Source organism: Janthinobacterium violaceinigrum (assembly GCF_009208555.1).
In the GTDB taxonomy this organism is placed as follows: Bacteria; Pseudomonadota; Gammaproteobacteria; order Burkholderiales; family Burkholderiaceae_D; genus Janthinobacterium; species Janthinobacterium violaceinigrum.
This window is the reverse complement of record NZ_WFLI01000002.1, coordinates 172394-190987: the sequence shown is the minus strand read 5'-3', so window position 1 is coordinate 190987 and position 18594 is coordinate 172394. Positions and strand designations below refer to the sequence as shown.

At 63.5% G+C, this 18594-nt stretch carries 17 protein-coding genes; 11 read left to right on the top strand and 6 right to left on the bottom strand.

What is annotated here, in order from left to right; translation table 11 throughout:
- Window positions 1-169 precede the first annotated feature (169 nt).
- Both GCN75_RS02475 and GCN75_RS02470 read right to left on the bottom strand, forming a co-directional pair.
- Window positions 170-1843: a glycosyltransferase family 39 protein gene (locus tag GCN75_RS02475; RefSeq protein ID WP_226941027.1), complete on the bottom strand. Its 1674-nt coding sequence runs from the start codon at window positions 1841-1843 to the stop codon at window positions 170-172.
- Complete coding sequence (locus tag GCN75_RS02470; protein ID WP_152256882.1) at window positions 1840-2232, bottom strand: Mth938-like domain-containing protein; 393 nt, start codon at window positions 2230-2232, stop codon at window positions 1840-1842. Before GCN75_RS02470 ends, GCN75_RS02475 begins: the two co-directional genes overlap by 4 nt.
- A 425-nt stretch (window positions 2233-2657) precedes the next feature.
- Between GCN75_RS02470 and GCN75_RS02465 the strand changes: the two genes are divergently transcribed.
- Both GCN75_RS02465 and GCN75_RS02460 read left to right on the top strand, forming a co-directional pair.
- A complete protein-coding gene (locus GCN75_RS02465; protein ID WP_152281188.1) occupies window positions 2658-3887 on the top strand; it encodes a pyridoxal phosphate-dependent aminotransferase in 1230 nt (409 codons plus the stop codon).
- Between the two features lie 72 nt (window positions 3888-3959).
- A complete protein-coding gene (locus GCN75_RS02460; RefSeq protein WP_152281187.1) occupies window positions 3960-5282 on the top strand; it encodes a homoserine dehydrogenase in 1323 nt (440 codons plus the stop codon).
- A gap of 63 nt (window positions 5283-5345) precedes the next feature.
- Here GCN75_RS02460 and GCN75_RS02455 read toward each other — a convergent pair whose 3' ends face one another.
- From GCN75_RS02455 to GCN75_RS02440, 4 genes are all read right to left on the bottom strand, one after another.
- Window positions 5346-5711, bottom strand: coding sequence for a ribonuclease E inhibitor RraB (locus GCN75_RS02455; RefSeq protein ID WP_152281186.1), 366 nt, complete (start codon window positions 5709-5711; stop codon window positions 5346-5348).
- 145 nt (window positions 5712-5856) lie between these two features.
- Window positions 5857-6420, bottom strand: coding sequence for a porin (locus tag GCN75_RS02450; protein WP_152281185.1), 564 nt, complete (start codon window positions 6418-6420; stop codon window positions 5857-5859).
- Between the two features lie 168 nt (window positions 6421-6588).
- The gene (locus tag GCN75_RS02445; RefSeq protein WP_152281184.1) at window positions 6589-8085 is read right to left on the bottom strand and encodes a sensor histidine kinase; all 1497 of its coding nucleotides are present in this window, start codon (window positions 8083-8085) and stop codon (window positions 6589-6591) included.
- Window positions 8086-8093: 8 nt separating this feature from the next.
- Window positions 8094-8816 carry a response regulator gene (locus GCN75_RS02440; RefSeq protein WP_035827948.1) on the bottom strand — a complete coding sequence of 241 codons (723 nt, stop codon included), beginning with the start codon at window positions 8814-8816 and terminating at the stop codon, window positions 8094-8096.
- 214 nt (window positions 8817-9030) lie between these two features.
- Here GCN75_RS02440 and GCN75_RS02435 point away from each other — a divergent pair, with 214 nt between their 5' ends.
- The 9 genes from GCN75_RS02435 (at window position 9031) to GCN75_RS02395 (ending at window position 18580) form a co-directional block, all read left to right on the top strand.
- Window positions 9031-10092 carry a porin gene (locus GCN75_RS02435; protein WP_152256876.1) on the top strand — a complete coding sequence of 354 codons (1062 nt, stop codon included), beginning with the start codon at window positions 9031-9033 and terminating at the stop codon, window positions 10090-10092.
- A 3-nt stretch (window positions 10093-10095) separates the two neighbouring features.
- A complete protein-coding gene (locus GCN75_RS02430; RefSeq protein WP_193317352.1) occupies window positions 10096-11076 on the top strand; it encodes a Bug family tripartite tricarboxylate transporter substrate binding protein in 981 nt (326 codons plus the stop codon).
- Between the two features lie 48 nt (window positions 11077-11124).
- Complete coding sequence (locus GCN75_RS02425) at window positions 11125-12222, top strand: ABC transporter substrate-binding protein (protein ID WP_152281183.1); 1098 nt, start codon at window positions 11125-11127, stop codon at window positions 12220-12222.
- A 68-nt stretch (window positions 12223-12290) separates the two neighbouring features.
- Complete coding sequence (locus tag GCN75_RS02420) at window positions 12291-14081, top strand: ABC transporter permease (protein WP_152281182.1); 1791 nt, start codon at window positions 12291-12293, stop codon at window positions 14079-14081.
- Window positions 14082-14116: 35 nt separating this feature from the next.
- Window positions 14117-15190, top strand: a complete 1074-nt coding sequence (locus GCN75_RS02415) for an ABC transporter ATP-binding protein (protein WP_152281181.1) — start codon at window positions 14117-14119, stop codon at window positions 15188-15190.
- 2 nt (window positions 15191-15192) lie between these two features.
- Window positions 15193-16251: an AbrB family transcriptional regulator gene (locus GCN75_RS02410; RefSeq protein WP_226941025.1), complete on the top strand. Its 1059-nt coding sequence runs from the start codon at window positions 15193-15195 to the stop codon at window positions 16249-16251.
- Between the two features lie 515 nt (window positions 16252-16766).
- The gene (locus tag GCN75_RS02405) at window positions 16767-17525 is read left to right on the top strand and encodes a beta-ketoacyl synthase chain length factor (protein WP_152281179.1); all 759 of its coding nucleotides are present in this window, start codon (window positions 16767-16769) and stop codon (window positions 17523-17525) included.
- Entirely contained in the window at window positions 17518-18333 is an 816-nt protein-coding gene (locus GCN75_RS02400; protein WP_152281178.1) for a lysophospholipid acyltransferase family protein, read from the top strand. Before GCN75_RS02405 ends, GCN75_RS02400 begins: the two co-directional genes overlap by 8 nt.
- Entirely contained in the window at window positions 18326-18580 is a 255-nt protein-coding gene (locus GCN75_RS02395; RefSeq protein WP_071322591.1) for a phosphopantetheine-binding protein, read from the top strand. Before GCN75_RS02400 ends, GCN75_RS02395 begins: the two co-directional genes overlap by 8 nt.
- Window positions 18581-18594: the final 14 nt, after the last annotated feature.

Below are 18594 nucleotides of genomic sequence, written 5' to 3'. Positions count from 1 at the left end.
GTATCGCCAAGGCTGCCAGTACGGTCAGGGCCGCCGGCAGGCATGGCTATTTTATATCGTTAGTATGGTGGCGCAGCCCATTCAGCGGTGAAAAATCCTGCTGGTGCGGGGGCGGGGCAAAGCTGGCCGTGGGGCGCGAGCCGTACTGCCTCGCGCCCCAGTTAACTATTTATTTGTTGGCAATGACCATGCGGCGCGCATCTTCGGCAATGACACGCATGGGCACGCCACGTTGCTGCAAATCCTTGTAACGGTTCAGGCTGATAATGGCCATGTCGTGCACGCCGGCATTGGCATCGCTGGTCCACTGCGTAATGAACGGCTCGATGGTCGGCATGGACAATTCGGGCTGCTGTTTCAGGCCAAACGTGAACTCATCCCAGTAATCGACGAGGATCACGGGCCGCTGCAGATAATAGGTCAGCGACTGTTCATAGATGCCTACCGAGTACAGCTTGGTATCGGCCGTCAGTTCGGCCTGGATCTGCGGCAGCATGTCCGTGCCGGCGCGGTTCTGGCCATACAGTTCGGAGCCGGCCAGGATGCAGTGCGTGGCCAGGAAGCCGGCGCCGGCGATCGTCAGCACGGTCATGTCGCGGCGCAATTGGCGCGCATGCAGCAGGGCCAGGGCGCCGCCGGCCAGGGCGAAGAAGCCGGCCGCCATCAGCCAAGGCTGGTAGCCCTTGAGCGCGATCAGGGCTTGCGCGTCGCGTGCGCTGGCCTTGCCGAACGCGATCGGCCCGCCGATCAGGATGGCCGCGCCCAGCACGCACAGCAGGCCGGCGGCCAGCATGCGCTGGCGGCGCGAGGCCGATTCCAGGTACAGCGCCACCATCAGCGCCAGCGCGGGGAAGATGGGCACGATGTAGCCGGGCAGCTTCGAGGTCGAATAGCTGAAGAAGAAGAAAATGAAGACGGCCCAGACCAGCAGCATCAAACGGGGCTGGAAAGCGCCATCCTGGCGCTGGAAGGCGGCGGCCAGGCTTTGCGGCAGCACGCCTATCCATGGCAGGATGCCGGGAATGAGCAGGACCAGGAAGTAGTACCAGGCGCCTTCGCGCTTGTGTCCCTTCATCAGGAAGCGCTGGAAGTGCTCGTGGATGAAGAAGAAATGCGGCTGTTCCGGATTGCGCAGGGCGACCAGCACGAACCATGGCGTGGCGATGGCAAAGAAGACGAGCAAGCCCTTGACCAGGTGCAAGCGCGTCCAGATGCGCCAGTCGCGTGCGCACAGCGAATACAGCACCAGCACGGCGCCCGGCAGCACGATGCCGATCAGCCCTTTTGCCAGCACGGCCAGCGCCATGCTGGCCCAGCAGGCCAGCATCCAGTTGCGCCGCTCGCGCGCCGTGGCCTCGTCGCGCTGGGCCACCAGCAGGCTGCCCAGGGTGAGCGTCATCATGCCCGACAGGCCCATGTCCAGCGAATTGATCTGGCCGGAAGCGAGCCAGAACAGGCTCGACGCCAGCACCAGGCCCGCATACAGGCCCACGCGGGGACCGAACACTTTCTTGCCCGCATACGCCGTCATGCACACGCCGATGATGCCGCACAGGCCAGTCCACAGGCGTGCCTGCCATTCGCCCAGGCCGAAGGCGGCGAAGGTCAGCGCATTCATCCACGTTTGCAGCGGCGGTTTTTCAAAGTATTTGATGCCGTTCAGGCGCGTGGTGATCCAGTCGCCCGTGATGAACATTTCGCGCGCCATCTCCGCGTAGCGGCCCTCGTCGGGCGGTACCAGGGTACGCACGCCCAGCGCATACAGGGTGACGACGATGAAGATGCCCAGCAGGGACCACATCAGCACCCGCGACGAGTGCAGTTCGTTAATATTGAGCTTCATGCAGCGCTGCCCGCGCCCGGGGCCAGGATCAGGGCCAGGGTGACCTTGCGGCCTTCGCCCATCAGGATGTTGTATGTGCGGCAAGCTGCCTGGCTATCCATGCATTCGACGCCGATGCGGCGCATGGTCAGCGCGGCCGTCAGCTTCGGATGCACGAAACGCTGGCGTTCGCCCGTGCCGAGGATGACCACGTCGGGTGCGTCGGCCAGGATCTGCGCGAAATGCGCCTCGTTCAGCTGCTCGAAACTGGCCACTTCCCACGCGCGTGGCGGCGTTTCCGGCATGACGATCAGGCTGTAGTTGTACGGCTGGGCATTGATCTCGACGCCGTTTTCGTCATAGCCGGTGACAGTCTGGTATTGTTGGGTGCTGCTGGCATGGAGTTTCATGGCGATATCGGGGGGCTGGTCGTGTCGGTTGATCGGTACGCGCGGGGCCAAACTGGGGGCCGCGGCCAAGGGCGTAAGCATGCCATAAATGACAGAAAAGAGCGACTAAAAAGCAACATCCTTTCCAAATCGCAATGTTCGGCGCCACAGCGGCAGTGCGTGCTTGTACCATGGTAATGGGGCAAGATTAAGGGAAGATGAAGAGGGCGCCCGCCCGCTTGCCGTTCAAATGGCCCGGCGTGGCAGAATCGGCGTCAAATGCGGCCGTTCACCATGTTTAATTTGATAAAATGCCCTGTTTTCGGCGAGAATGGTTGTTTTCGCCTTGCAGTCTTTCGCATTGCAGTTTCACGGGTTCACAGTTCTGGCGCGGCTACCATGCTGCAAGCTTGGTTCTCCGCGCCGCATCACGACAGGGATTTATTTTGCGACCGATTCAGAAATCGAATAAATTGGCGGACGTCTGCTATGACATCCGCGGCCCGGTCCTGGAAAAATCCAGGCAAATGGAAGAAGAAGGCCACAAGATCACCAAGCTCAATATCGGCAACCTGGCCGTATTCGGCTTCGATCCGCCCGACGAGATCGTGCGCGACATGATGCTCAACCTGCAGAATGCGGCCGGCTATACGGATTCGAAAGGCATGTTCGCGCCGCGCAAGGCCGTCATGCACTACACGCAGAGCAAGAATATCGCCGGCGTGACCATCGATGACATCTACCTGGGCAACGGCGCCTCGGAACTGATCGTCATGTCGATGAACGCGCTGCTCAACAGCGGCGACGAAGTGCTGGTGCCGGCGCCCGATTACCCGCTGTGGACGGCCGCCGTCAGCCTGTCGGGCGGCAATCCCGTGCATTATGTGTGCGACGAGCAGAACGAGTGGTATCCCGACATCGAGGACATGCGCCGCAAGATCACGCCGCACACCAAGGCCATCGTCGTCATCAACCCGAACAACCCGACTGGCGCGCTGTACCCGGTGTCCGTGCTGCTGCAGATCGTCGAGCTGGCGCGCCAGCACCAATTGATCATTTTCGCCGACGAGATCTACGACAAGGTGCTGTACGACGAAGCCGAGCACGTGTCGATCGCCTCGCTGGCCGACGACGTGCTGTTCATCACCATGAACGGCCTGTCGAAGAATTACCGCTCCTGCGGCTACCGCTCCGGCTGGATGGTGGTCTCGGGCGAAAAGCGCCACGCCAAGGATTACATCGAAGGCTTGAACATGCTGGCCTCGATGCGGCTGTGCGCCAATGCGCCGGGGCAGTTTGCCATCCAGACGGCGCTGGGCGGCTACCAGAGCATACAAGACCTGGTGGGGCCGGGCGGGCGCCTGTTGAAACAGCGCGACCTGGCGCACAAGCTGCTGACCGATATTCCGGGCGTCACCTGTGTCAAGCCGAAGGCCGCGCTGTACATGTTCCCGCGCCTGGACCCGGAGATCTACCCGATTGCCGACGACCAGCAGTTTGCCTATGAATTGCTGGCCGAAGCGAAGGTCCTGATCGTGCAGGGCACGGGCTTCAACTGGATCGCGCCCGACCATTTCCGCGTCGTCTTCCTGCCCAATTCCGATGACCTGACCGAGGCCATGGGCCGCATTGCGCGCTTCCTCGAAGGTTACCGCAAGCGTCACAGCCGGGGCTGAGCCGGCCAGTAGCAATATCGATCAACCTGGCGCCGCCCAACGGGGCGCCACTTATGAGCAGTCAAGCACACTATGAAATCCATCAAGATCGGCCTGCTGGGCCTGGGCAATGTTGGTTACGGCACGTTCAGCGTCCTGAAGCGCAACCAGGAAGAAATCAAGCGCCGCGCGGGCCGCGGCATCGAAGTCGTCGCCGTCGCCGTGCGCGACGTGGCGCGTGCCGAAGCGCTGGTCGCGGGCGCCTGCAAGGTCGTCAACGACCCGCACCTGATCGTCAACGATCCCGAGATCGACATCGTCGTCGAACTGATCGGCGGCTACGACCTGTCGAAAACCCTGGTGATGCAGGCGATCGCCAATGGCAAGCATGTGGTCACGGCCAACAAGGCGCTGCTGGCCGTGCATGGCAATGAAATTTTCGCCGCCGCCCAGGACAAGGGCGTGATGGTGGCCTTCGAAGCGGCCGTTGCCGGCGGCATCCCCATCATCAAGGCGCTGCGCGAAGGCTTGACGGCCAACCGCATCGAATGGATCGCCGGCATCATCAACGGCACCACCAATTTCATCCTGTCCGAGATGCGCGACAAGGGCCTCGATTTCGCCACCGTGTTGAAACAGGCGCAGGAACTGGGCTACGCGGAAGCCGACCCCACCTTCGACATCGAAGGCGTCGATGCCGCGCACAAGGCCACCATCATGTCGGCCATCGCCTTCGGCATCCCGGTGCAGTTCGACAAGGCCTATGTGGAAGGCATCAGCAACCTCAATGCCGTCGACATCCGCTACGCCGAGCAGCTGGGCTACCGCATCAAGCTGCTGGGCATCACCAAGCGCGCCACCGTCAATGGCGTGGAAGGCATCGAGCTGCGCGTGCATCCGACCCTGATCCCGGCCAAGCGCCTGATCGCCAATGTGGAAGGCGCCATGAATGCGGTGCTGGTGCATGGTGACGCCGTCGGCGCCAGCCTGTACTCGGGCCGCGGCGCGGGCGCCGAGCCGACCGCCTCGTCGGTGATTGCCGACCTGGTCGACATCACGCGCCTGGCCACGGCCGACCCGGAACACCGCGTGCCGCACCTGGCGTTCCAGCCGAACGCGATGACCGACATCGCCATCCTGCCGATGTCGGAAATCACGACCAGCTACTACCTGCGCATGCACGTGGCCGACCAGCCGGGCGTGCTGGCCGACCTGACGCGCATCCTGGCCGAGCGCAGCATCTCGATCGACGCCATGCTGCAAAAAGAGCCGGCCGAAGGCGAGACGCACACGGACATCATCATGCTGACGCACCAGACGCAGGAAAAGAACGTCACGGCCGCCATCGAAAAGATGGAAGCGCTCAACAGCGTGGTGGGCACGGTCACCAAGATCCGCCTGGAAAACCTCAGCTGACCGTTTGCGGCGATCCATGCAAAACGGCGCCCGTGGGCGCCGTTTTTTCATCCGATGACTGCCTTACAGCTGCGGCGCGGCGGGCGCGCCGACGGGGCCCACATCCATACCGTCATAGCTGGCCAGCTGGTTTTCCTGGGCAAACGCCATCAGTTCGCCATTGCGCGCGTGCAGGCTGTCGACGCCATGCACTTCGGCTTTTTCCACGTGCAGTACCCACACGGGCGGTGCCGCCGGATCGTCGAGTTCGGGCTGGTACAGTTCCACGGGGCGGTAGCCCTGGATGGCCAGCAGGGAGGCGGCCTGCTCCAGCGGTTCGGACGTGGGATTGGTGAAGTAATAGCCCCACAGCAGCGGCTGGGTCAAGTCCCAGGGCGCGTTCTCGGCGATATTGGCAAACAGTTCGCTTACGTCTTCTTTGGTCATCATGGCAGTCTGCCTTCATTAAAATCTCAGGGCGCGATCTTAACATCGGCGCCCATGGCGCGCCATGCGCCCATAAAAAAACCGGCTTTGCAGCCGGTTTTTTTATCCGCCATTCAACTGGCCGGACATTCATTCACGCAAGCGCGAATCAGAACTTGTAGCGCAGGCCGATCGACAGCAGGTCCGCTTTCAGATTGCCGCCATCTACGTCCAGGATTTTGCCGAAGTTTTCGTATTCCGCCACCAGCGACAGCTTTTTGTCGAAGTGGTAAGCGGCGCCGATGCCAAACATGGCCGCAGTCTTGTTTTTGGAGCCGCTGAAATCAAAGTAGTCATTGTTGAAGCTGATTTTGGCGCGATTTTGCGTTACGCCGGCTTTGCCGAACAGCGAAAATTGCTCGTTCAATGGCAGGGTGCCGGTGGCTGCCACGTAAAACGCGCTGCTTTTCAGGTGAGCCGATGCGTCTTCTGCATACAGTTTCACTTTTCCAAAATTAACGTAGCCGGCTTCCGCGCCGAAGTTGGGCGTGAAATCGTAGCCGGCGTAGGCTTTGTAGCCGGTTTTGTTTTCTTTTTCCGAACCTTGGCCATCGACGCTCGCTTTGAATTCCGAACGGCCGACGTTTGCGCCTGCGTAGAAACCTTCAGCTTGGGCGAACAATGGGAATGCCAGGGCGGCGCCTGCGACTACTGCAAACAATTGCTTTTTCATATTGATCCTAGGTAATTAATGCGGAGAGACTGTCTCGCCGCTTAATGGGAGCCGAATTGTATAGGGATGAATATGTTTATGTAAGGCAATTATTTAAAAAATATTAGAAATAAATCACGCGTTGTTTTTGGGCAACACTTGGTATCGAAGAACTATCTGTGCCGGCCATCATGCGGCGCCGCCGAAATGCACGCTGACCTTCAATCCGTGGCCATTCGCCGCCGTCGCCAGCACCAGGCGGGCGCCGTGCAGGGCGGCGATGTCGCGCACGATGGCCAGGCCCAGTCCGGCGCCGCCGGGGTTGCTCTCGAGCGCCGCGCCCACGCGGTAGAACGGCGTGAATACGCGCTCGCGTTCGGCCGGCGGGATGCCGGCGCCGCTGTCTTCCACTTCCAGCACCGTTTCGGCGCCGGCGCCATCCGTTTCCAGCACGCGCACGCGCAGGGTCACGTTGCCGCCGTGCGGCGTGTAGCGCAGCGCATTGTCGACCAGGTTGGCCACCAGTTCGTGCAGCAGCAGGGCCTGGCCATGCACGGGCGCTTCGTCGGGCGCTTCCAGCGACAGGTCGATATGCTTGCCGACGGCGGCCATGGCCATTTCCAGCCCTACCTGCTGCGCCACGTCGCGCAGCGACACGGTATCCATCGCCAGGCTGTCGCCGCCATGCTCGATGCGGGCCAGGGTCAGCAGGCGGTTGGCCAGCAGCACGGTCGAATCGGTGGTGGCCGCGATCGAGCGCACGATGTCGCGCAGGGCGGCCATGTCGGCCGGCGCACCCGCTTGGCGGTCGCATGCGCGCATGGCCAGTTCGGCCTGGGTTTTCAGCACCGTCAGCGGCGTGCGCAGCTGGTGCGAGGCGTCCGCGATGAAGCGGCGCTGGCTGGCGATCAGCTGCTGCAGGCGCGACATGGAGCCGTTCATGGCGCTCACCAGAGGGCGCATTTCCCGGTGCACCAGTGCGGGATCGACGTCGGACAGGTCGGACAGGGTGCGCGTCTCGACTTCCGTTTTCAGGCGCATCAGCGGCTGCAGCACCAGGCGCACGGCAAACCACACGAGGGCGCCCATCACCAGTATCATCGCTGCCTGCCAGCTCAGGGTATCGAACAGGATCTGGTTCGACAGGCCGCGCCGCGCGTCCAGCGTCTCGGCCACCTGGATCAGGGCGATGCCGCGCATCGAATCGTCATACACGGGTTGCAGCAGCGCCGCGATGCGGATCGGTTTGCCGTGGTAGTCGGCGTGGTAGAAGCGCACCAGGGCCGGATAGTTCTGCGAGCGGGGCACGTTCTTCGGCACGGGCGGCAGGTCGCCGTAGCCCGAGACCAGTTCGCCGTTGATGCCCGTGACCTTGTAGTAGATGCGGCCCAGGGTGTCGGTCTCGAAGCTGTCGAGCGCCACGTAGGGCACTTCGGCCACCACCTTGCCGCCCACGATGGAGACGCGCTCGGCCAGCGCCCGCGTCGACGCCAGCAGGGAGCGGTCGTAGGCCATGTCGGCCGCGTCGAGCGCGTTGCGGTAGACGAACACGGCATCGAGCAGCACCAGCATCACCAGCGGGATGAGCAGCCAGCGCAGCAACTGGCTGCGCAGGCTGCCCAGCGGCCGGCCCTGCGTCCAGCGTCGGCGCAGGCGCTCGAGCAGGGGCGGGCGCGGGTGCTGCATGGCGGCGCTCATTTCGGCGCGGCCGGCGCCATGGCGCTGCGCGGTTGCAGCAGGTAGCCGATGCCGCGCAGCGTGGTGATGACGGCGCCGTCGGGCGAGCCGCTTTCCACGCCGTTTTCGAGCTTCTTGCGCACGCGGTGGATGTACAGTTCGATGGCGTCCAGGTTGGCGTCGTCGGCCAGCGCGAAGACTTCGTCGAACAGTTTTTCCTTCGACACGGCGCGCCCGGAGCGCGTGATCAGCGCTTCGAGCACCGCGTGTTCGCGCGGCGTGAGCGCCAGCGCCGCGCCGCCATAGCTGAACATGCGCGTGACGGTATCGAAACTGAGGGCGCCGCAGGTGTGCACGAGCGCTTCGTTGCCCTGGCTGCGGCGCAGCAGGGCTTTCACGCGCGCTTCCAGTTCGGCCAGCTCGAACGGCTTGGCCATGTAGTCGTCGGCGCCCAGGTTCAGGCCCTGTACTTTTTCATCGAGGCCGCCGCGCGCCGTCAGTATCATGACGGGAGTCTTGCCGCGCGTGCCGCCGCGCGCGCGCAGACGGCGCAGCACGTCCAGGCCGTCCATCTTCGGCAGGGTCAGGTCGAGCAGCACCAATGAGTATTCCTGCGTGTGCAGCAGGGCGTCGGCATCGGCGCCGTTGTGGGCGGTCTCCACCGTCAGGTGCGCGTCGCGCAGGGCCTTTGCCAGCCAGTGCGACAGCTCCAGATGATCTTCCACTAATAATATGCGCATGGTCTCCGCCATTCGTTTGAATGGGTGCAGTGTAAGCCTGCCGGCGCTGCGCCGACAGGGGCGGCAATGAATTTGTTGGTATTGCTTGTGGCTGGCCGGCGACACCTGTCAGTCTGAAAGCGAATTGAAAGGATCGCGCTCATATAGTGTGATCCTGATTCATGAAATTGATCAGGCATATCACTAATAACTATATCTAAGGGAGACACTCTACATGAAGAAAACTGCATTCTCGCTGGCCGCCATGGCGGTCCTCGCCGCTGCCGGCAGCGCCCAGGCCGAATCGAACGTCACCCTGTACGGCCGCCTGGACGCGGGCGTCAGCACCACCAGCAACGCCGGTCCGAACAAAAGCTCGATGACGCAAGTGAGCTCGGGCGGCATGAACACCTCGCGCTGGGGCATCCTGGGCAGCGAAGACCTGGGCGGCGGCCTGAAAGCCGTGTTCAATCTGGAAGGCGGCATCCTGGTCGACACGGGCGCTGCCGACGGCGCGCTGTTCAAGCGCCAGGCCAACGTGGGCCTGGAAGGCGCATTCGGCCGCGTCGTGCTGGGCCGCTCGTTCACCACCGTGTATGACTTCGTGCTGCCGTTCGATCCGATGGCGTATGCGCCGTACTACTCGTGGGCCACTTCGGGCAACGCGACGGGCCCGAGCAAGTACGGCATGACGACCGCCTTCGACAATATGGTCAAGTACTCGGGCAAGACGGGCGATTTCAGCTACGGCGCATCGTACGGCTTCGGCGAACAGACGACGGGCGCCTCGGACAGCGCCAAGCTGTCGACCGCCGTCACCTACAAGACGGGACCTGTCAGCCTGCTGGCCACGTATGAACAAGTCAACGGCAACGCCATCGCCGGCGGCGCGCGCGACAAGACCACCGTGTACCACCTGGGCGCCATGTATGACGACGGCCCATGGAAAGTGCAGGCAGCGGCGCGCGACTACAAGCTCGATCCCGCTGCCGCAGGCAAGGCCGACGTGCGCGGCACCCTGTACTGGGGCGGCGTCAGCTACAAGACCACGCCGGTCATCACCCTGACGGGCGTGATCTACTACCAGGACGTGAAAAACGTGGCCGCCAACCTCGATGCCGATCCGATCATGTACGTGGCGCGCCTGCGCTATGCCCTGTCCAAGCGCACCGACCTGTATGTGGCCGGCGCCTACGCCAAGGCCAAGCACAACCAGCTGGTCAGCCTGTCGCGCGACGATGCCGGTTTCGGCGACACGCAGCGCGGCCTGATCGCCGGCATCCAGCACCGCTTCTAAGCCATGACGATGCTGCGCTCCCTGTTCCTGTCCTTGCTGTGCCTGCTGCCTGCCGTGGCGGGGGCGCAGGCGTCCGCACCGGCCGAGTGCGTGGTGCCGTCCAAACCGGGCGGCGCCATGGACCTGACCTGCAAGCTGGCGAAAAAAGGCCTGGCGCAGGAGGGCGCGGCAGCCGCCCTGGCGCCGATGCGCATCAGCTATCTGCCCGGCGGCATCGGCGCCGTGGCCTGGCATTCGATGGCCTCGCAACGGCGCCGCGCGGAGCCGAACACCCTGGTGGCGTTTTCGGGCGGTTCGCTGCTCAACCTGGCGCAAGGCAAGTTCGGCAATGCGAAGGCGGGCGACGTGCGCTGGGTGGCGGCGCTGGGCGCCGACTACGGCATGATCGCCGTGCGCAGCGATTCGCCCTACAAGACGCTGGCGGACCTGATCGCCGCGCTGCGCCAGCATCCGGACAAGGTGCTGATCGGCGTCTCCGGCACCATCGGCAGCCAGGACTGGCTGAAGATGGCGCTGGTGGCGCGCCATGCGGGCATCGATCCGAAAGTACTGCGCTTCGTCGCACTGGAAGGCGGCGGCGAAGTGTTCACGGCGATGCAGGCCGATTACGTGCAGGTGGTCTCGGGCGACACGTCCGAAGCCACCCTGAACGCCAGCGCCAACCATGCGCGCGTGTTGGCCGTGCTGTCGGAAAAGCGCCTGCCGGGCGTGCTGGCCGGCGTGCCGACGGCGCGCGAGCAGGGCGTCGACGTGGTCTGGCCCATCATCCGCGGCGTGTGGATGGGGCCGCAGGTGCCCGAGGCGGACTACCAGCGCTGGGTCGCCACGTTCGACCGCGCGATGGCCACGCCGCAGTTCGCCGAATGGCGCGCGCAGGCCGGCCTGTATCCGTTCGCCCTGACGGGACCGAAGCTGACCGCGTATGTCAGGAAGGCCGTCGACGAATATGCGCGGCAGGCCACGGAACTTGGGCTCATGCGCTGAACGGCATCCCATTTTAAAAAAATCTATTTCACAGACGGAGACAACCCCATGCAAACCAAGACCCTGCTTCAAGCCGCCCTTGCCACTGCGTTTGCCAGCCTGGCCGGCGCCGCTTTCGCGCAAGTGCCGGCCGGCTATCCGGCCGACTACCAGAAGATCATCGATGCGGCCAAGAAGGAAGGCAAGGTCGTGATCTACAGCGCCACCGACAGCAAGGCCGCCGCGCCGCTGATCAAGGATTTCAGCGCCCTGTACCCGGGCATCACGGTCGAATACAACGACATGAATTCCACCGAAGTGTACAACCGCTTCATTTCCGAAGTGGCCGCCGGCGGCAACACGGCCGACGTGATGTGGTCGTCGGCGATGGACTTGCAGATGCGCCTGGCCTCCGATGGCTATGCACTGAAATACAAATCCGTGGAAGCGGCCAAGATTCCCGGCTGGGCCATGTGGGACGACCAGGCGTACGGCACCACGTTCGAGCCGGCCGCCATCGTCTACAACAAGCGACTGCTCGATCCGAAGGAAGTGCCGAAGAACCACGATGATTTCGTCAAGCTGATCGCCACGCCGAAATTCAAGGACAAGGTCACCACCTACGACATCGAGAAATCGGGCGTGGGCTTCATGTTCATGGCGCAGGATGCCAAGGAATACCCGCAATTCCTGGCGCTGCAAAACGCGTTCGGCACGGCCAAGGTGCGCGTGCAGTCGTCGACGGGCACCATGATGGAGCGCATCTCGTCCGGTGAAAACCTGATCGGCTACAACGTGCTGGGCTCCTATGCGCTGGTGCGCGCCAAGACCGATCCGTCGATCGGCGTGGTGCTGCCCAAGGATTACACCCTGATCCTGTCGCGCGTGCAGTTCATCAACAAGAATGCGAAGAACGTCAACGCCAGCAAGCTGTGGCTCGATTACGTGCTGTCGCACCGCGGCCAGACCATCATCGCCAACGGCGCCAAGCTGTTCGCCATCCGCGCCGATGTCACGGGTGAAACGACGTCGGCTGAACTGATCAAGGAAATCGGCGCGGCCAACGTCAAGCCGATTCCCGTGCATCCGATCATCCTGCAATTCTTGGGACCTGCCAAGCGCATGGCCTTCCTGAAGCAATGGAAAGAAACAGCCGGCAAAAAATAACGCCGACTTAGCCGCCCGCGAGCCTGGCTTGCGGGCGCACGCCGCACCCTTCATTCATTGGATTCATCATGCAAACTGCCATCTTGCCGCTGCCTGCACGGTCGCGCTCTCCCTTGTCGCGCCTGAACTGGCCGCGCGGCGTGGTCGTGACGATCACGCTGATCGCCATCTTCCTGCCGCTCTTCCTGATTTTTTACCAGAGCTTTTTGAACGCGCCGTTCTTCATGCCCGTGCGCGAATTCGGCTTTGATTCCTACCGTTTCATCTTCGATGATCCCGATTTCTCCATGGCCTTCAAGAATGGCCTGATGCTGGCCTTCGGCCTCACCGTCATCGCCGTGCCGCTGGGCGGCATGCTGGCCTTCCTGATGGTGCGCACCGACTTGCCTGGCCGCGGCTGGGTGGCGCCCATGCTGCTGGTCCCGATCTTCGTCTCGCCGATGGTGATGGGCTTCGGCTACGTCGTCTCGATGGGCCCCGTGGGCTTTTATTCGATCTGGGCCAAGGAGCTGCTTGGCTTCGTGCCCTGGAATATCTATTCGTTCACCAGCATCGTCATCATCGCCGGCCTGACGCACGTGCCGCACGTCTACCTGTATGCCTCGTCGGCGCTGAAAAGCCTGGGCTCTGACGTGGAAGAAGCGGCCCGCGTGGCCGGCGCCTCGCCCGTCCAGGTGATGCTCAATGTGTCGCTGCCGATGATCATGCCGGCGCTCGCGTATGCGGGCGTGCTGGTGTTCTTCCTCGGTTTCGAAGTGTTCGGCCTGGTGCTGGTGCTGGGCGACCCGGAAGGCCACCTGGTGCTGCCGACCTATCTGTACAAATTGACGAACAAGCTGGGCACGCCGTCGTACCACCTGATGGCAGCCGTCGCCGTCTGCCTGGTGATGGTGACCATGCCGCTGGTGATGATACAGCGCTGGCTGCTCAAGTCCGCCAACAAATACGTGTCGATCAAGGGCAAGGGCGCGCGCAGCAAGGCCATGCCCCTGGGCCGCTGGAAGTGGCTGGCGTTCGCCTTGCTGGCGGGCTGGCTGATCTTCACCATCATCCTGCCGTTGACGGGCATCGTGCTGCGCTCCTTCGTGCAGTACTGGGGCGAGGGCGTGCACCTGGCCGACGTGCTGACCTTGCAGCATTTCCGCGATATCTTCGACCAGCCCTCGCTGGTGCGCGGCATCGTCAACACCATCCTGATCGGCGTCGTCGGCGGCGCCCTGGCCGTGGGCTGCTACAGCTTCATCGCGCTGGCCATGCACCGCAAGCAGGACGGCATCACGCGCCTGCTCGACTACAGCGTGCTGGTGCCGCGCGCCGTGCCGGGCCTGCTGGCCGGCCTGTCCTTCCTGTGGGTGTTCCTGTTCGTGCCGGCCTGGCTCGACGGCATGCTCAAGGGCATGGACAACGGCGTGGCCTTGTGGCTCAGCGGCCATGTGATCCCCGTGCTGCGCGAACTGCGCTCGACGATCTTCGCCCTGTGGCTCGCGTATTCGGTGGTGTGGATGGCCTACGGCATGCGCCTGATTTCCACCGCGCTGCTGCAGGTGGGGCCGGAGCTGGAAGAGGCGGCGCGCGCCGTCGGCGCCAGCCGCGGCCAGGTGACGCGCGACGTGACCCTGCCGCTGATCAAGTACGGCTTGCTGGGCGCCTGGCTGATGGTCTTCCTGATCTTCGAGCGCGAATATTCGACGGGCGTGTACCTGCTCTCGCCGGGCACGGAAGTGATCGGCGCCATGCTGGTGTCGCTGTGGGCGGGCGGTTCGACCGACCTGGTGGCGGCGCTGTCCTTCATCAACATCACCCTGGTGGCCATCGGCCTGGGCATCGCGCTGCGCTTTGGCGTCAAGTTACACAACTGAGTTGCATAACTAAATACAAGAACTGAGACCACATCATGAATGAACTGACCGTCAATGAGCTGTACCTGGACTACGGCACCGGCGCTTCCGCCAACCAGATCCTGAAGGGTGTCTCGATGCACCTGAAAAAGGGCGAAGTGGTTGCCTTGCTGGGGCCTTCGGGCAGCGGCAAGACCACCTTGCTGCGCGCCGTCGCGGGGCTGGAAAGCCCGAAGGCGGGCACCATCCAGATCGGCGAGCGCAATGTCTACGATGGCGCGAAACACTTCGAGATGCCGGCCGAGCACCGCAACCTGGGCCTGGTGTTCCAGTCGTACGCGCTGTGGCCGCACAAGACCGTGTTCGACAACGTCGCCTACGGCCTCAAATTGCGCAAGATGGGCAGCACGGAAATCGCCGCGCGCATCAAGGAAGTGCTGACGCAGCTGGGTCTGGGGCACTTGGGCGAACGCTATCCGCACCAGTTGTCCGGCGGCCAGCAGCAGCGCGTGGCGATCGCCAGGGCGCTGGTGTACAACCCGCCCGTGATCCTGCTCGACGAACCGCTGTCGAACCTCGACGCCAAGCTGCGCGAGGAAGCGCGCGCCTTCCTGCGCGAACTGATCGTGCGCCTGGGCCTGTCGGCCCTGATGGTCACGCATGACCAGGGCGAGGCGATGGCCATTTCCGACCGCATTTTGCTGCTCAATAACGGCAAGATCGAGCAGCAGGGCACGCCGCAAAGCATGTATGAGACGCCGGACACGCTGTTTACGGCCGAATTCATGGGCAGTAACAACCGCCTGCCCGGCAAGGTGGTGCAGCGCGAAGGCAGCGCCGTGCGGCTGCTCGTCGACGGCGCCTCCATGCAGGGCGTGGCGCGCGGCGCCAACGTGGGCACGGAGGTGACGACCATGATACGCGTCGAGGAAGTGAAGATCAGTGCCACGCAGGTGGACAACGCCATCGAGCTGCCGCTGCTGACCTGCATGTACCTGGGCGACCGCTGGGAATGCCTGTTCGAGCGCGGCGGCGCCGAGAACATCAGCCTGCGCGCCTATTCGCGCCACAAGCTCGAAGCGGGCAAGTACTGGCTGCATATGCCGGCCGACAAGCTCTGGGTGTTTTAACGGTGCCGTGGTGGCCACGCTGGCGCGCCGTCGGCGCCGCGCTGGCCGCCGGCCTGGCGGGCGTCGCCATCTGCCTGTGGCTGCACACGCCGCTGCCGTGGATGATCGGCCCCCTGTTTGCCACGGCGGGGCTGCGCCTGGCGGGGCGCGAACTGGCTTGCCCCGTGCGCGTGCGCGAGGCGGGCCAGTGGGCCATCGGCACGGCGCTGGGCCTGTATTTCACGGCGCCCGTGCTGGCCGTGCTGCTCGACTACACGCCGTGGATCGCCGGCGCCGTGCTGTTTGCGCTGGCGCTGGGCGCTGCGGGCGCCATGCTGCTGCGGCGCCTGTCCGGCGTCGACCACGCCACCGCCTTCTTTGCCATGGCTGTCGGCGGTGCGTCCGAGATGGCGGTGCAGAGCGAGCGCCATGGCGCCGACGTGGGCAAGGTGGCCGCCGCGCACAGCCTGCGCATGATGCTGGTGGTGGCGACCATCCCGTTCGGCGTGCGCTACTGGGGCAGCCACGGGCTGGAAGCGGGGCATGAAAGCTTCGTGCCCGGCGCCGCGCTGGTCGATTATGGCGGGCTGGCGCTGCTGATACTCGTCACCGTATCGGGCGCTCTCGCATGCAAACGGGGCCGGCTGCCCAATGCCTGGGTCATCGGCCCGCTGCTGGCCGCGCTGCTGCTGACGGCCTGCGGCATCCATCTGTCGCGCCTGCCCGAGTGGATGATACGCGCGGGCCAGCTGTTCATCGGCATCGCGCTGGGCACGCGCTTCAGCCCCGCCTTCCTGCATGCGGCCCCCCGCTACCTGGTCAGCGTGGCCTTGTGCGCCATGCTCATGCTGTTGCTGGCGGCCGCCTTCGGACTGGGCCTGTCGTACTGGCTGGCCATCCATCCCGGCACGGCCATCCTGGCCACTTCGCCCGGCGGCATCGCCGAGATGTCGCTGACGGCCAAGACCCTGCACCTGGGCGTGCCCATCGTCACGGCCTTTCACGTGGCGCGCATGGTGGTGCTGGTATTGCTGATCGGCCCATTCTTTTCCATGCTGGCGCGCCGGCCAGGCCGGAATTGAATCCGGCGATGCCAGATGTCATAAAGCAAGCGCTCTATATCGCCGCTGTCGTCCCCTGACTTAATGCCTCTTTTTCGCTGGCAGACGGTATCCCGGACGGCATCGTCCGATTATGTCCGTGAATAACTATTTCGGCTTTGCCGGCGTCCGCCCCACTCCCCGGTAGCAGCATGGCGGCGTATCGCGGCAGGTATTAGCTAAAAACAACGCTCTCAAGTCGTGTCCAGGTTCCACTTTTTACTCGTGTACAAAAGTCATTGTTTTCAAAAATGCCGCTGTTTGCATGCGGATGCCATTTTTTTATCTGTAGATAATAGGCAAGATGTTACAAATAGTAACTTGCGCCGCGGTTGATTGAATGGCTGTTTTTCCAAGCTTGATTTAAAAAGTTTCCCCAGAGCTATTTATTTTGGTTATTTTAACTTCCTTCGTTTATAATTTGGAAAGAACGCCGGCGGGGCTTTTTGCGTGGTTTTGACGTGAGTTCGACCTTTCTTGAACTCAGGGAACTAGCTATGCGCACCGATGGTGTCCGTTTTTCGATAGTCAAACATGCTGCCTGGGCACCAGGGCTGGAAACGCCGCAGCAGTGGCAGGCCTGGGCCCATGCGGACTTGCCTGTGGCGCCGATAGCGGCCGGCGGCGAGCCTGGCGTGCGCATGATGGCGCCGCTGTTGCGGCGCCGTGCGGGCCAGCTGGGCAAGATGGCGCTCGAGGTGGCCTACGCCTGCCTGGGCGAGCAGCGCGATATTTCCCTGGTCTTCTGTTCCCGTCACGGCGAAGTGGCGCGCGCCGTCGAACTGCTGTCGGCGCTGGTGCAGGGCGAACCCCTGTCGCCGACGGCTTTCGGCATGGCCGTGCACAACGCCAGCGCGGGCCTGTTCTCCATCGCCCGCGCCGATACTGCCCAGCAGGTGGCCATGGCCGCCGGCGCCGCCAGTCTCGAGGCGGCCGTGATCGAAGCGTGCGCCTTGCTGGCCGATGGCGCGGCGCAGGTATTGCTGGTGGTGGCCGATTGCCCTCTGCCGGCGCCATTCGAAGCGTTTGAAGATTGCCTGGAGCAGCCGCATGCGTTTGCCTGGCTGTTGCAGGCCGGGGACATTCCCGGCGCCGCTTTCGGCCTGTCCTGGCGCGCGCGCGGCAGCGCCGATGCGCCGCCGCAGGCCGATGCCATGCCAGGCAGCCTGGCGGTGCAGCGTTTCATGCTGGGCAGTGGCGGCACATTGGAGCATGCCGCGAACCGCCAGCACTGGCGCTGGAGCCGCCATGCATAGGGTGGAAAACAAGGTGGGAAATAAGCTGGCCCTGTGGCGTGCCGGCGCCTCCGTGGCCTGGCGGACCGTCGCCACCGCGTTCAGTTTTGCCGCTTTCGGCCTGGGCGGCCTGGTGCTGCGCGTGCTGGTGTTCCCCTTGCTGCATCTGCTGGTGTGGCGGCGCGAGGCGCGCACCGCAGGCGCGCGTGCCATCATCCGCTGGAGTTTTCGCTTCTACATCGGCTTGATGCGCTGCGTGGGCGTGCTGCGCTACGACCTGCGCGGCCTGGAAAAGCTGGAGCGGGGCGGCTTGCTGATCCTGGCGAACCATCCGACCCTGATCGATACGATTTTCCTGATGGCCTATGTGAAGCAGGCCGATTGCATCGTCAAGTCCGATTTATGGAACAACCCGTTTACGCGCGGTCCCGTGCGCGCGGCAGGCTACATCAACAACACGGGCGGCGCCGAACTGGTGGACGCCTGCCTGGTGTCGCTGGCGCGCGGCAATAACCTGATCATTTTCCCGGAAGGCACGCGCACGCCGTGCAGCGGCGAAATCGTGCTCAAGCGGGGCGCCGCCAATATTGCCGTGCGTGGCCAGCGCGACGTGACGCCGGTGCTGATACGTTGTCTGCCCAAGACCCTGGGCAAGGGCGAACCGTGGTGGCGCGTGCCTGCCCGCCGCGCGCATTTCGAGATCACGGTGCAGGACGACCTGGCGATCGGCGAGTTTACCGGTGGCGGTGCCAGCGACGTGATGGCGGCGCGCACTTTGACCAATCATCTGCAACATTACTTTAGCGGGAAACAGGAACAACATGCTTGAACAAGAAGTGAAGGAACTGATCATCGAGGCGCTGCAACTGGAAGACATGAGCGCCGCCGATATCGATACGGATGCGCCCCTGTTTGTCGAGGGACTGGGTCTCGATTCCATCGATGCGCTGGAACTGGGCGTCGCCCTGCAGAAAAAATACGGTATTTCGCTGTCGGCCGATTCGGCCGACACGCGCCGCCATTTCGCTTCGGTACGGGCGCTGGCGGCCATGGTTGACACTCACAGAAAGAAGTAAGGGAGCAGCAAAAT

What these genes read in the sequence shown, in the direction of transcription:
- GCN75_RS02475 (WP_226941027.1), bottom strand. Translation starts at nt 1,843, where the DNA reads ATGAAGCTCAATATTAACGAACTGCACTCGTCGCGGGTGCTGATGTGG.
- GCN75_RS02470 (WP_152256882.1), bottom strand. Translation starts at nt 2,232, where the DNA reads ATGAAACTCCATGCCAGCAGCACCCAACAATACCAGACTGTCACCGGC.
- GCN75_RS02460 (WP_152281187.1), top strand. Translation starts at nt 3,960, where the DNA reads ATGAAATCCATCAAGATCGGCCTGCTGGGCCTGGGCAATGTTGGTTAC.
- GCN75_RS02455 (WP_152281186.1), bottom strand. Translation starts at nt 5,711, where the DNA reads ATGATGACCAAAGAAGACGTAAGCGAACTGTTTGCCAATATCGCCGAG.
- GCN75_RS02450 (WP_152281185.1), bottom strand. Translation starts at nt 6,420, where the DNA reads ATGAAAAAGCAATTGTTTGCAGTAGTCGCAGGCGCCGCCCTGGCATTC.
- GCN75_RS02445 (WP_152281184.1), bottom strand. Translation starts at nt 8,085, where the DNA reads ATGCAGCACCCGCGCCCGCCCCTGCTCGAGCGCCTGCGCCGACGCTGG.
- GCN75_RS02440 (WP_035827948.1), bottom strand. Translation starts at nt 8,816, where the DNA reads ATGCGCATATTATTAGTGGAAGATCATCTGGAGCTGTCGCACTGGCTG.
- GCN75_RS02435 (WP_152256876.1), top strand. Translation starts at nt 9,031, where the DNA reads ATGAAGAAAACTGCATTCTCGCTGGCCGCCATGGCGGTCCTCGCCGCT.
- GCN75_RS02430 (WP_193317352.1), top strand. Translation starts at nt 10,096, where the DNA reads ATGACGATGCTGCGCTCCCTGTTCCTGTCCTTGCTGTGCCTGCTGCCT.
- GCN75_RS02425 (WP_152281183.1), top strand. Translation starts at nt 11,125, where the DNA reads ATGCAAACCAAGACCCTGCTTCAAGCCGCCCTTGCCACTGCGTTTGCC.
- GCN75_RS02420 (WP_152281182.1), top strand. Translation starts at nt 12,291, where the DNA reads ATGCAAACTGCCATCTTGCCGCTGCCTGCACGGTCGCGCTCTCCCTTG.
- GCN75_RS02415 (WP_152281181.1), top strand. Translation starts at nt 14,117, where the DNA reads ATGAATGAACTGACCGTCAATGAGCTGTACCTGGACTACGGCACCGGC.
- GCN75_RS02405 (WP_152281179.1), top strand. Translation starts at nt 16,767, where the DNA reads ATGCGCACCGATGGTGTCCGTTTTTCGATAGTCAAACATGCTGCCTGG.
- GCN75_RS02400 (WP_152281178.1), top strand. Translation starts at nt 17,518, where the DNA reads ATGCATAGGGTGGAAAACAAGGTGGGAAATAAGCTGGCCCTGTGGCGT.
- GCN75_RS02395 (WP_071322591.1), top strand. Translation starts at nt 18,326, where the DNA reads ATGCTTGAACAAGAAGTGAAGGAACTGATCATCGAGGCGCTGCAACTG.